The organism is Pedobacter terrae (assembly GCF_900100705.1).
GTDB lineage: Bacteria > Bacteroidota > Bacteroidia > Sphingobacteriales > Sphingobacteriaceae > Pedobacter > Pedobacter terrae.
In genome coordinates this window covers 69,010-82,649 of the sequence record NZ_FNCH01000009.1, presented here as the reverse complement: position 1 = coordinate 82,649, position 13,640 = coordinate 69,010, and the positions used below count along the sequence as shown (strand labels likewise).

At 37.7% G+C, this 13,640-nt stretch carries 11 protein-coding genes; 6 read left to right on the top strand and 5 right to left on the bottom strand.

Features of this window, described 5'->3' with window-relative positions; translation table 11 throughout:
- Positions 1–55 precede the first annotated feature (55 nt).
- On the top strand, positions 56–604 hold the full coding sequence (locus tag BLR60_RS12895) for a transposase (protein ID WP_208600633.1): 549 nt from the start codon (positions 56–58) through the stop codon (positions 602–604).
- A gap of 124 nt (positions 605–728) precedes the next feature.
- The gene (gene pbpC / locus BLR60_RS12890) at positions 729–3,101 is read left to right on the top strand and encodes a penicillin-binding protein 1C (RefSeq protein WP_090500445.1); all 2,373 of its coding nucleotides are present in this window, start codon (positions 729–731) and stop codon (positions 3,099–3,101) included.
- Between the two features lie 876 nt (positions 3,102–3,977).
- Here the strand turns inward: pbpC and BLR60_RS12885 are convergent.
- Both BLR60_RS12885 and BLR60_RS12880 read right to left on the bottom strand, forming a co-directional pair.
- A complete protein-coding gene (locus BLR60_RS12885) occupies positions 3,978–4,670 on the bottom strand; it encodes a lysoplasmalogenase (protein ID WP_090500443.1) in 693 nt (230 codons plus the stop codon).
- Positions 4,671–4,799: 129 nt separating this feature from the next.
- Positions 4,800–5,303, bottom strand: coding sequence for a very short patch repair endonuclease (locus BLR60_RS12880; protein ID WP_090500441.1), 504 nt, complete (start codon positions 5,301–5,303; stop codon positions 4,800–4,802).
- A gap of 454 nt (positions 5,304–5,757) precedes the next feature.
- On the opposite strand from BLR60_RS12880, the gene BLR60_RS12875 reads away from it, so the two are divergent.
- Positions 5,758–6,390 (top strand): phosphatase PAP2 family protein, encoded by a 633-nt coding sequence (locus BLR60_RS12875; protein WP_090500439.1) that lies wholly within the window; start codon positions 5,758–5,760, stop codon positions 6,388–6,390.
- A 174-nt stretch (positions 6,391–6,564) separates the two neighbouring features.
- Entirely contained in the window at positions 6,565–7,227 is a 663-nt protein-coding gene (locus BLR60_RS12870; protein ID WP_090500703.1) for an HAD family hydrolase, read from the top strand.
- 73 nt (positions 7,228–7,300) lie between these two features.
- On the opposite strand, the gene BLR60_RS12865 is transcribed toward BLR60_RS12870, so the two are convergent.
- Positions 7,301–8,473, bottom strand: a complete 1,173-nt coding sequence (locus BLR60_RS12865; protein ID WP_090500437.1) for an aldose epimerase family protein — start codon at positions 8,471–8,473, stop codon at positions 7,301–7,303.
- 371 nt (positions 8,474–8,844) lie between these two features.
- On the opposite strand from BLR60_RS12865, the gene mgrA reads away from it, so the two are divergent.
- Positions 8,845–9,834: an L-glyceraldehyde 3-phosphate reductase gene (mgrA, locus tag BLR60_RS12860; protein WP_090500435.1), complete on the top strand. Its 990-nt coding sequence runs from the start codon at positions 8,845–8,847 to the stop codon at positions 9,832–9,834.
- Between the two features lie 349 nt (positions 9,835–10,183).
- Positions 10,184–11,125, top strand: coding sequence for a cation diffusion facilitator family transporter (locus BLR60_RS12855; protein ID WP_090500434.1), 942 nt, complete (start codon positions 10,184–10,186; stop codon positions 11,123–11,125).
- 171 nt (positions 11,126–11,296) lie between these two features.
- Here BLR60_RS12855 and BLR60_RS12850 read toward each other — a convergent pair whose 3' ends face one another.
- Together BLR60_RS12850 and BLR60_RS12845 are read right to left on the bottom strand one after the other, a co-directional pair.
- Entirely contained in the window at positions 11,297–12,226 is a 930-nt protein-coding gene (locus BLR60_RS12850) for an NADP-dependent oxidoreductase (protein WP_090500431.1), read from the bottom strand.
- A gap of 14 nt (positions 12,227–12,240) precedes the next feature.
- The gene (locus tag BLR60_RS12845; RefSeq protein WP_090500429.1) at positions 12,241–13,614 is read right to left on the bottom strand and encodes an NAD-dependent succinate-semialdehyde dehydrogenase; all 1,374 of its coding nucleotides are present in this window, start codon (positions 13,612–13,614) and stop codon (positions 12,241–12,243) included.
- Between the last annotated feature and the right edge of the window lie 26 nt (positions 13,615–13,640).

The following is a 13,640-nucleotide window of genomic DNA, read 5'->3' as shown; positions in this document are numbered from 1 at the left end:
CCGAAATTTAAGCTACTTATTGCATACATTTTCCATAAATAGAATTTAAATATCAATGGATAAATTATTTGAAAATAGAAGAAAGAATTACATTGAAATTGGAAAAATTTATTTTTGGACTGCAACTATCAACAAATGGCAAAAACTATTGGAGAAAGATATCTTTAAACAAATTATATTAAGTTCATTTGAACATCTGAGCAAATTGAATAAACTTGATATTTTCGCATTTGTTATTATGCCAAATCATATACATGTAATTTTGAGAACTAACGAACTAAATGGAAAAGAAACCGTTCAAGGATCATTCTTAAAATATACAGCACATGAATTTAAAAAGCATTTAAATCAAAATGAATTGAATAATTATTTTTCCGACTCAACAAATAAGAATTATGAATTTTGGCAAAGAGATCCTTTAGCGATACATTTGTATACTCCCGAAGTTGCTTATCAAAAACTAGATTATCTACACAATAATCCTTGTACAGAACACTGGCAATTGGTAACAGCACCTGAAGAATATTTATATTCCTCGGCGTCTTTTTACGAAAAGAACGAACTAAAGTTTAATTTTTTGAAAGATTTAAGATTAGAATTTTAAAAACGGTTGGTGGACACACGAACCACGGTATAGAATTGTTTTGTGGAGACACGAACAATGGCGAACAAATACTAACAAGAGCTCGGTCCGTGTCCCACGGGACCGAATTTATATTATCAATTAAATGAACAAAATACCAAAAGCTTTCCTCATTTCCGATCTGATCTGTCTATTACTGCTATTGGTTTTTCTTTTTTCGCTGCCATCAAAACTTTTCAAAACACCTACCTCGTATGTGATCGAGGCCAGCAATGGTAATTTATTAAGTGCGGCAATTGCAAGCGACGGCCAGTGGCGTTTCCCTGTAGCAGATAGTGTTCCCGTAAAATTTAAGGATTGCATTATTGCTTTTGAAGATAAACGGTTTTATAACCACTTTGGCGTAGATATATTGGCCATGAGCCGGGCCATGCGACAAAACTGGCGCGCTAAAAGTGTGGTAAGCGGTGGCAGTACATTAACCATGCAGGTGATCCGTTTGTCCCGAAAACAAGACCGAACGGTTTGGCAAAAATTACTGGAAGTGATTTTAGCTTTCCGCCTGGAAATAAAGTATTCAAAGGAAGAAATTATTGGCCTGTATGCCGCTAACGCACCATTTGGAAGTAATGTGGTAGGTTTGGAGGCTGCGAGCTGGCGTTATTATGGCCGCGATGCTAAAACGCTTTCCTGGGGTGAAATGGCCACGTTAGCTGTTCTGCCCAATAGCCCGTCATTGGTTCACCCCGGTAAAAACTCAACCAGGCTGATAAAAAAAAGGAATGATCTTTTGGATAAACTGGCTCAGCTAAAATACATCGATCAGGCAACCGCTAACTTATCGAAGCTAGAGCCTGTTCCGGGCAAGCCTATGCCCCTGCCCCAAAATGCCCCACACCTATTAAACCGTTTTAAAGTAGAACGCGCAAATCTTGAAATTCCTTCTACCCGGATTACTTCTACGTTGGATGAAAATATACAACTAAAAGTTAATGCCATCTTAAAACGATACAATAACCGCTATCGGGCAAACGATATCAATAATATTTCGGCTTTAGTACTTGATGCCAGAACCGGACAGGTGGTGAGTTATGTAGGTAATATCTATCAGCCAGAAAATACCGAATTGCAAAGTCATGTAGATATGATTAAAGCTCCGCGAAGCCCTGGTAGTACCTTAAAACCTTTACTTTATGCCAGTATGATGAACGATGGCTTCATATTGCCACATACCATAATTCCAGATATCCCTACGCAAATAGCTGGCTACTCGCCACAAAATTATGATCTGGGTTATGATGGCGCCATTGCTGCTGATAAAGCATTAAGCCGCTCTTTAAATATTCCTGCAGTGAAAATGTTGCAGCAATATAAGTATGAACGTTTTTATGATAAATTAAAAAAACTGGGCATAGGAACATTAAACCAGCCGGCAGATCATTATGGTTTGTCGTTAATTTTGGGAGGCAGTGAGGTTACTATGTGGGATTTGGCCAATACTTATATGGGCATGGTGCGTACACTGAATCATTTCAATACCTATAAGGGACTTTATAATCCTGAAGATTATAAACAGGCCACTTACTTTATTCATAAAACTAAAGACGAAAAAGACTATCAGCGTAACTCATTTTTAGATCATGGCGCTATATGGGCAACTTTTAATGCCATGGAAGAGGTAATGCGCCCCGGAGATGAAGGTTTATGGGAACAATTTTCTTCTTCACAACGGGTAGCCTGGAAAACGGGAACCAGTTTCGGTTTCCGGGATGCCTGGGCCGTAGGCTTAACACCAAACTATGTGGTATGTGTTTGGGTGGGTAATGCCGATGGTGAAGGAAGGCCTGGATTGGTGGGAATAGAAGCGGCTGCACCAGTGCTCTTTGATATTTTTAGATTATTACCCAATGGGAAATGGTTCGAAACACCTGTAACCAAACTTAAAAAACTGAATATATGTAAACAAAGTGGTTACAAAGCCGGAGATTATTGTACAGATGTGATCCAGGAACTTGTTCCGGTTGCCGGAGAAAAAACAGCTATTTGTCCTTTTCATAAATTGGTTCATTTAGACAAAACAGGTACTTTAAGGGTTACCGACCAATGTGAAAGTACATCAGAAATGCAGCACAAAAGCTGGTTTATTTTACCACCAGCTATGGAATATTATTACAAAATAAAAAATAGCGACTATAAATCGCTCCCTCCTTTTAAAGCTGGCTGTGACCTTTCAGGCGGAAACAGTGTCATGGAAGTTATTTATCCTAAAAATAATGCAATAGTTTATATTCCCTTAGAACTGGATGGATCAAGAGGTAAAATCGTAATTAATGCAGCACACAGAAATCCAGGTGCTAAAATATACTGGCACATTGATAATGAATATGTAAGCACCACCACTAATTTTCATCAATTGGCCATTAGTCCGCCGCCCGGTAAACATACCTTAACCTTAGTTGATGAGAATGGCGAACGGTTGGTGCAAACTTTTACTATTTTAGATAAAGAAAAGAAGTAAAGGAAATTTTGCTTGCATATATACTGATCTAAATAAGTACTTTAAAAAGAAGAAACTTGCTGTTTAGTCAGGCTGCACTACGATAAATAGTTTCTTTCACAAGTCTTGCACTTCATATAATAGATCTAATGCATTAGTGATTTAGGGTTGAGTGTTTATTAGGAAATGAACGTTAAGTAATTATTGGCGGCCTGCAGTCCTGCTATCGCTTATAGTCCCGCTCCCGACGGAATGTCGGGATCCTGGCTATTCCGCTTTACCGCCTGCCCGTTGCAGGCGGGGGCTTAGCAACAAAGGTTTCTGCACCTTACAACCCCATAAATGAAATACTGTTTTAGCCACTTAGCCCTGGTTGCAGCGGTACCCTGCAGCGACGAGGCACGAGGAAGCGAGGCGTACAAGCGGGAAACGGGAACAAACTTGGTATTCAGTACAAGTTTTACGCTACTAATAATAGATCTAATGCATTAATGATTTAGGGTTGAGTTCTTTATTAGGAAATGAACGTTAAGTATATTATTAGCGGCTTGCAGCCCCGCTATCGCTTATAGTCCTCTCCCGACGGAATGTCGGGATCCTGGCTATTCCGCTTTATCGCCTGCCCGTTGCAGGCGGGGGTTGAGCAACAAAGGTTTCTGCACCTTGCAACCCCACAAATGAAATACTGTTTTAGCTACTTAGCCCTGGTTGAAGCGGTACCCTGCAGCAACGAGGTACGAGGAAGCGAAGCGTACAAGCGGAAAACGGGAACAAACTTAGTGTTCAGTGCAGGTTTTGCGCTCCGAATGCATAAATCGTCTCCGAAATAACCAAAACAGGTCCGAAAAACCGTAAAACAGCAGATGAGTTACCTTAAAAATGACTAAATCCGCTTTACTATACTTCCGTTCTTGTAACCACCAACTGCCGTGAAATTGTTCCATACACCATCAAATACTGCGCAATCATATAGGTTGCCATAATTAAAGCCCCACTTTGTGGAATCGGCTGTGCAAACTTATTAATGGCCAAAATACTATCAGACAATAAGAACAACAATGCCCCGTATAAAATGAGTTTAAAACTGAAAATATTTACTTTCCCATACCGGTTAAAGGCCATAATAGCCATAACGGTAATGATAATGGCATACATTAAAACTGGGAACTGCATTGGTCCCAATTTAGGCTGCAGATAAAAGAACAATCCTGAACAAAAAATAGCAAAAGCGCCAACAACCCATAAAAAATAGGGCGTTTTGTGATTGGGATTCGATTTATGATCAAGCGTAAATGCCCTGATATAAAAAATATGGCAAGCTACAAATGCGATTAGGCCATAGACAAAAAAACTCGGGTTATCTTCTTGAAACATTAGTAGAATATCCCCTATCCAAGCAAAAATTAATCCTGTAAAAATTCGCTTATGAAAGCGCCCCTTTAAATTTGTGCTTAGATAAAGCCACACTAAAAGTACAATAGCGATTAATGGCTTCGCAAAAGTGCGTAGCTGAATATTATTGGCATATTCTGCATATAACTGAACTACAAACAAGAGGAAAAATATAAAAGAAAATAACTTGGTCTTCATCAGCGCTGGGATTTGCCATCTGCAAATTTAAAAGCCAAATTACGGATATTAACAGCATAGCTGCAAAAATTACGTTGTATCCGATCGATATTCTGGAAATAAGTACCGATAAGTTGCAAAATAGATCGATTAATCATCAAACTGTGGTATAGCTCCAGCTCTCGCGGCCTCAATGTAAAGCAGAACCTGATTTACACAAGCGGTTAAATGTTCTTTAACCTCATTTTCCCAAAATCGCATTACAGTATAACCTTTAGCATTTAGCTGCTGGTTAACATATTTGTCGCGCTGTATATTGCGCTCAATCTTCGGAATCCAAAAACCCGAGTTTGTCTTTATAGCCAATTTCTTTTCAGCCCATTTGTAACCGTGCCAAAAATCCCCGTCGACAAATATGGCAAGCCTGTATTTATTGATTACCAGATCTGGTTTGCCGGGAAAATTTTTAGGGTGGAGCCTGAACCTAACATTTTTAGCCCAAAGTGCTTTACGTAGTTTTAACTCTGGCAAGCTATTTTTCGCCTTAATTTTAGACATGTTCTTACTTCGCTGTGTAGTGGTATAAAAACCAGCACTTTCTTCAAAGCGGGGAACTTTAATATCTTCTTCTTCGCGATATGGTTTGGGCTCCATAATAAGGAAACCTTAACTATGGAGGATTGTTTAAAAATTGTTATTACACTGCTGGATAAATGGGTACAACCTAAGCACCTCCTCGTTTAAAGGAGGTGGGCTTTGGCCGAAGCGTTAATACAAAAAGTATAATTTGAAGTTAAATTGTCGAAATTGTGCTTATTCAGTTGGCAGAAACTAATTCTGCCAACTTCGTAAGCATAGATATCCTTATTATCTGGTTCGAAGATTAACAATCATTTTAATATCTCCCAACAGATTATACAGATAGGTGTATTTCCGTGATGAATCGTCTAATTTTCTTGATGAATATTTTTAAAGATTTGATTATCCTTATTGCTAAAATCAGACGCTTAAAGTGCCTATTTATAGATCACACTGTTTTTTTTTTAAACTGAAACTGTTTTCATCTAGTGGAATAAAATCCATAGTTTTGATTTTTATCATTACACCTATGCCTTTAAAACGAAATACACTAATTGTTATACTCGCTTTACTAATTGCCGCTTTTACTTATCTAAGTTTTTTTATTGCACAACATCCCATATTTGATTTTGACATTAAAACTTCGTTACTTATTCAGCAATACCACACAGAATGGTTGGATAAATTAATGTTGGCCATCAGCTTTTTTGGCGAATTACCCTATTCATTACTTTCAGTCGTAATAGTAGCCATCATATTTTATCAGCAAAAATATAAACGTGAAGGAATATTTATTTCGACGGTTTTATTATCAGGATTAATTATTCTGGGGATAAAAAACGTAATCAACCGCCCACGTCCTACGGCATTTTACGTACGACTGGTAGAAGTAAACCGTTTTCAAAGTTATCCAAGCGGGCATGTACTTTCTTACACACTCTTTTTTGGATTTTTAATTATTTTGATGAACACATTGAAAGATGTACCCAAACTCACTAGAAATATAGTCACCTATATTTCCGCATTTTTAATGATTACCATTGCCCCATCCAGAATTTACCTGGGTGCACATTGGTTTACAGATACCGTTGGCGGTTTCCTGTTGGGCTTGATCTGCCTTTTCCCACTGTGCTACTTTTATTTTAAAAAGAAAACAAATTAAATCTCTTTTCATATTTTTCCTTGCTTAAAGTCGATTTAAAAGCTAAACATTAGCGTTGTATACTTTTAGCGCTATCGTTGACTAAATTGCTCAGGAAAATAAAATTTCAGTTATTTTTTTATTGAATATATTTTGACCTATTGATAAAAAAAATCTGATAATTTTGCCGCTATGATGAACGATAAACCTAAAGCATTCCTTTTTGATGTTAACGGTACCATGATTAATGATATGGCTTTTCACAACCGTGCCTGGCATGATATACTTACGCAAGATTTAGGTGCCAGCATCAGCTTTGATGCCGTTAAAAAACAGATGTACGGTAAAAACCAGGATTTGTTGGAACGTGTTTTTGGTGTTGGCCATTTCTCGCAGGAGCAAGTTGATCAGATTTCTATCGAGAAAGAACATCGGTATCAGGCGGCATATAAAAAGCACCTGGCATTAATAGCTGGATTAGGTGATTTTTTGGACAAAGCAAAACAATCAGGTATTCAGATGGCCATTGGCTCGGCAGCTATTCCCTTCAACATTAACTTTGTGCTTGATAATTTAAATCTCCGTTCTTATTTTAAAGCTATAGTAAGTGCTGAAGACGTGGTAAATAGTAAACCGGATCCGGAGACCTTTACTAAAGGGGCTGAAATTTTAGGCGTTCCGGCCAACCAGTGTATTGTTTTTGAAGATGCACCAAAGGGCGTTGAAGCTGCAGAAAACGCAGGTATGAAATGTGTTGTATTAACGACCATGCACACCCGCGAAGAATTTTCTGCATATCATAACATTATCGCTTTTATAGAAGATTATACAAATCCTATTTTACAGGAACTTTTCTAAAAATAAATACGGCCTGCTTATTACAGGCCGTATTCATTTTATCATAATCAATAAGGAGCAATTGCCAGAACGACTATTTCGTAAATTTGTATATCGAGCTGGTTTTATAAACCTGCCCTGGTTTTAAAACCGTTGATGGAAAAGCAGGCTGATTAGGTGAATCCGGAAAGTGCTGTGTTTCCATTGCAATTGCTGTTCTAAAATCATCTTTAGCACCAGTTTTGAAGGTATTTTTACTTTGCATAAAATTTCCGCTGTAAAACTGTAAACCAGGCTCCTGGGTATAAATATCCATGATGACGCCCGATTGATCTCCTTTTACGGTAGCCGCATGGAACATGCCCATCGCTTTGGTTTTATTGAGCACATAATTGTGATCATAACCTTTACCGAAAGTTAACTGTTCGTTTTTATCGTTGATCCGTGCGCCAATAGTTGTTGCGGTTGTAAAATCGAAGGGGGTGCCCTTAACTTTTTCTATTTTTCCTGTCGGGATTAATGTAGAATCTACCGGTGTATATTCATCTGCATAAATCTGTACTTCATGGTTCAAAATCTCACCGCTTCCGTCGCCATTCAGGTTAAAAAACGCATGATTGGTTAAATTTACAACAGTAGTTTTATCGGTTGTAGCTTCATAATCCATTTTCAGTTCATTATCATCTGTCAACGTGTAAGTAACTTTAACATTTAAATTACCAGGAAAATTTTCATCGCCATCTTTTGACAGGTAATTCAAGACCAAAGTATGTGAATTGGGCTGATTGGCATCCCAAACTACATACTGATAACCTTTTTTGCCGCCATGAAGCGTATTCTGTCCGTTATTGGTGAAAAGCGAATAGGTTTTGCCTTCAAGTGTAAATTTTCCTTTGGCAATACGGTTACCATAACGGCCAATGGTTGCGCCAAAATAAGGTTCTGTAGATTTTTCATAATCGCCAACGCTTTTAAAACCCACCACTACATCTACCATTTTACCTTGTTTATCTGGTACCAGCAAGCTAACCAGGCGGCCGCCATAATTGGTAAAAATGGCTTCGGAACCACTTTTGTTCTTTAAAGTGTATAAAGCAGTCTGTTTACCATCAATCACTTTTTTGAAAGAATCTGCATTTAGTTTTACAACTGCTACAGCGTTGCTGTTTAAAGTATCTTTTGAGGATGATTTTTTGGTTCCAGATTGGCAGGATGAAAATCCTACTGCAACCAGGACGCCCAGTCTTAATAATAATTGTGGTTTCATAAAGAATATTTGGTATAGATTTAGTTATAAATATATTTCTTAATTACAAATAAAACGATTTAGATTAATTAAAAAAGCATATCTAAAAAATTATTCATTCAAGGGAAGTGTAACGATACGATTTGTAGAATGTCAATTGCAAAATGTGGAAGTACCAATGAAATGATCTCTATTTTTAGTAAATGAGTATTTTATTCATAAACATTATCCAATCCCCTACTAAAGCAGAACTTCTAATCCATTTTTATTATGCCTCTTGCAACAATTTAAATACAAGATATTCAACTGCAAACAAATGCTATTAATATATTGGCAAATACCGATTAAAATCCGCTAAAACTGATTATTATTGCAACAATCAAAACCCAAGTATGAATCACATCATTTCATCCGATCGTTACGAAAAAATGCCCTATCGCCGTTGTGGAAACAGTGGCCTAAAATTACCTGCCATATCATTAGGCTTATGGCATAATTTTGGGCATGTAAACGTTTTTGAAAACAGCAAAAACCTTATATATACGGCTTTCAATAACGGAATTACCCATTTCGATTTAGCCAATAATTATGGTCCGCCTCCGGGATCGGCTGAAGAAGTTTTCGGTAAAATCCTTCATGAAGATTTTAAGGGCTATCGTGATGAAATGATTATTTCGAGCAAAGCCGGATATACCATGTGGGATGGTCCTTATGGCGATTGGGGTTCTAAAAAATACCTGGTTTCTAGTTTGGACCAAAGTTTAAAACGCATGAAACTGGATTATGTAGATATTTTCTATCACCATCGTCCAGATCCTGAAACACCATTGGAAGAAACAATGGGTGCCTTAAGTCTATTGGTTCAGCAGGGAAAAGCTTTGTATGTAGGAATTTCAAATTATCAGCCTGAAGAAGCTGAAAAAGCGATTAAGATTTTAAAAAACAATGGCACTCCATGTTTAATCCACCAACCTAAGTATTCGATGTTTGAACGTTGGGTAGAAAATGGTTTGCTTGATGTTTTAGTACATCATGGCGTAGGTTGTATTCCATTTTCGCCATTGGCACAAGGTTTACTTACTGATAAATACCTACATGGCATTCCTTCGGATTCGAGAGTAGCTACAAGCGGCATTTTTTTGAAAGAAAGTAACATTACGCCAGAGAAATTAGCAGTGATTGCTAAATTAAATGATGTCGCCCAATCACGTGGACAAAAATTGGCGCATATGGCTTTATCATGGATATTGAAAGATAATAGAATTACTACTGTACTGATAGGTGCCAGTAAACCAGAGCAAATTACAGATTCTATTAAAGCATTAGATAATATTAAATTTAGCGATGCTGAAATTAAATTGATTGACGAGATCTTAGGCTAAGACGCTTAACGATCGTCTTCTCGCCTTGAGCATTGCAGAATGAGGCGGTATCATAAGTATAAAATTGTCTACCGGGTGACGACCACACCAATAGATTCTGTTAGTGGTTAGCTCTTCGAAAAATCTCCGTTAAATGTTTTAAGGCGTTTCGATGCTTCGTCAAGCTCAGTATCGGCTAGCTTCAACCTGGCGATTCGAAATGAATTGATACTGATATGATAACGCCTCTACCAAGTATAGAATTGCATACTTTAATAGAATAGCAATTGACATATATTTTCATCACTTGTTCTAAAACCAAATCAGATTATAAGGGTTTAAGAAATGAATCTATTACATTTCTTAATTTATGGCAAGAGCCAATAATTCTATTTACAGTGCTTTAGCAGCAAATTTATTAATCGCAGTAACCAAATTTATTGCCGGGGCGGTTACCAATAGCTCTTCAATGATTGCAGAAGGCATTCACTCTACCGTTGATACAAGTAACCAGCTTTTATTGCTTTATGGCCTAAAAAGAAGTGTAAAACCACCAGATAAATCCCGTCCGTTTGGTTATGGTAAGGAGCTGTATTTCTGGTCGTTCATTGTATCCATCATGATTTTTGGTTTAGGTGGTGTTGTGTCAATCTCTCAAGGTATTGCACACATCCGTCGCCCCGAAATCTTAGGAAATCCAACATGGAACTATGTGGTATTGGGTTTATCCTTCGTTTTTGAAGGTGCTTCATTACTCGTAGCCATGAAAGAATTTAATAAAACACGCAAAGGTTTACCCTGGTGGAAAGCGATCATCAAAAGTAAAGATCCATCAGGCTTTTTAGTATTGTTTGAAGATGGTGCTGCAGTTGTAGGATTATTAATTGTTTTTATTTTCATGGTATTCAGCCATCATTTAAACTTACCGTTTCTGGATGGCTTAGCCTCTGTTTTGGTAGGCACGCTTTTAATTTTTGTGTCGTTTATATTGGCACGAGAGAGCCGCAGTTTATTAATGGGTGAAGGTTTAACTCCCGAAACACAGCAAAAACTTAAAGACCTGGTAGAGAATGATCCGGATGTGATTAAGGTAACCAGTATTTTATCTCAATATCAATCGCCCAAAGAGGTATTATTGGTACTTATTCTTACTTTTAAAGCAGAATTAAATACGACAGATTTAACCAATGCTATTGACAGACTACGAGATAAAATTAAGGCAAAATATGATGTTATTAAATTTGTAATCATCCAGCCACAATCTGCTGATGTAGAAGAAAATGATTTTAGTCAGGACATTAATCTGGGCTAGAATTTAATGAAAAGTGCTAATATGCGGAAAGAGATAGCCTCTTTTTACGATAAGCAATTAAGATCATCAAAATTAAAGTCTAAATATTATCGTCCTTCCTTTTTTCGGAAGGACGATGACAATATTCATTAATCAATCATTAGGGTTTATTATCTCTTACAGACTTTATTTCTAAATTACCTGCAATACGATTTTTCCTCTCGTATGCCCTTGTTCACTTTCTATTTGTGCCTGTTTTGCACTGGTAAAAGGCAAAACTTTTTCAATAATGGGTTTAACTTTTCCTGAATCGATCAAAGTCGCAATTTCTGCTAATTGGGCAGGAATTGACTGTGCCATAAAACCGATCAGGTGAACTTTTTTAGCTTTCGCTTCAGCCACAAACTCAGGCATTAAAGTAGTAACTACCCGTCCGCCTTCTTTTAATATATTTAATGATTTAAGCTGCGTTTCTTTTCCAATAGTATCCAAAACAAGATCTACATCTTTTAATATAGCTTCAAAATCTTCCATTTTATAATCTATAATTTCATCGGCACCTAAACGCTTCAAAAAATCAGCATTGCTGTCTGATGCCGTACCAATTACATAAGCGCCTTTCCATTTCGCAAATTGTACCGCATAAGTTCCTACCCCACCTGCCGCTGCATGGATCAATACTTTTTGTCCGGCTTTTAGCAAACCGTGATCGAATAATCCTTGCCATGCAGTTAAACCTGCCAGTGGCACAGCAGCTGCTTCTGTGTGTCCTATACTAGTGGGTTTGATGCTGATGATATTGGCTTTTACGACGATGTACTCAGCATAAGCACCATTTTTGGTAGGATCAGGTCTGCCATATACCTCATCACCTTTTTTAAAGGCACTTACTTTTTCACCTACTTCCTCAATGGTACCAGAAACATCCCAGCCCATGGTGAGTGGCAATTTAGCCGGGAATTTACCAGTATGGTGTCCTTCCCTAATTTTCCAGTCAACTGGGTTTACACTGGTTGCATGCACTTTAATTAATACTTCATCTGACGCTGGTTGGGGCATTGGGATATCATCAATTGATAAAACCTCCGGACCGCCAAACTCATGGATTCTAACTGCTTTCATATAGGATATTATTATTATTTGATGTACACTGTTTTAATATTCACAAACTCATGGATACCAAACATACTTAGCTCACGACCATAACCGGATTGATTGATGCCGCCAAACGGAAGAGCAGCATCTGATTTTACACCTTCGTTTACAAAACAAGAACCCGCATTGAGTTTATTTCGGGCAATATCTTCTGCTAGTGCTGCATTTTCAGTAAAAACGGCGGCCCCCAATCCAAAATTGGTATCGTTAGCGATATGGATAGCATCATCAGTATCTTTTGCAGTAATGATAGCAGCTACCGGTCCAAATATTTCCTCATCATATGCCAGTATTCCTTTTTTTACGTGGTTTAAAATCGTGGGCTGGTAATAAGCATGCTTGCCATCTATAGCTGGAATTTCTCCTCCCAGAATACATTTAGCACCCTGTTCTATACTTTTTAAAACCTGTTGATGTAACTCATCCCGAAGTTCTGCCCTAGCCATCGGACCAAGTTCTGTATCAGGCTTTGATGGATCGCCCGTTTTTTTACTTTCCATTTCGGCTTTAAAAAGTTGGGTAAATTTTTCTTCTACTGATTCGATTACAATAAAGCGTTTGGCTGCAATGCAACTTTGTCCGTTATTAATTAACCTGGCTTCTGCACATACTTTCGCTGCTTTTTCTAAATCTGCATCTTCCAAAATAATATATGGATCGCTACCTCCGAGTTCCAGTACTGTTTTCTTAATCAATTTACCAGCCTGTTCGGCCACTTTTTGACCAGCTTCGGTACTCCCGGTTAATGTTACTGCTTTGATTTGTGGATTTTCGATTACTTTCGGAATAGCTTTACTGCTGCAGATTAAAGTTTTAAAAATATGTTGCGGAAATCCGGCATCTTCGATTACCTTTTCTATTTCGAGCGCACAACCTGTAACACCTGATGAATGCTTTAACACACCTCCGTTACCAGCCATTAAGGCAGGAGCAAGAAAGCGAAATACTTGCCAAAAAGGAAAATTCCACGGCATAATGGCGAGCACCAAACCAATTGGTTGAAAACTCACGTAACTTTTGGATGCACTTGTATTGATGATTTGATCTGCTAAAAATTCTGCTCCATTTTTAGCATAATATTCGCAAACAGAAGCGCATTTAAGAATTTCGGCCACACCAGCTTTTAGTGGTTTGCCCATTTCTAAAGCCATCAACTCGGCCAATTGATCTTGGCGCTCATTTAAGATCTTTGATACTTGCAACAGTAACCGGGAACGGGTTTGAAAATCGGTTTCTTTATAATTCAACCACGCCTGGTGCACCTGATCAATTTTCTGATCGATCGCATTTTCAGTATCTTCCTTGTATTTTTTTATGATTGACCCGTTTACAGGGTTTATAGATGAAATGCTCATTTGATTATAACAAACGAGCATTTTAA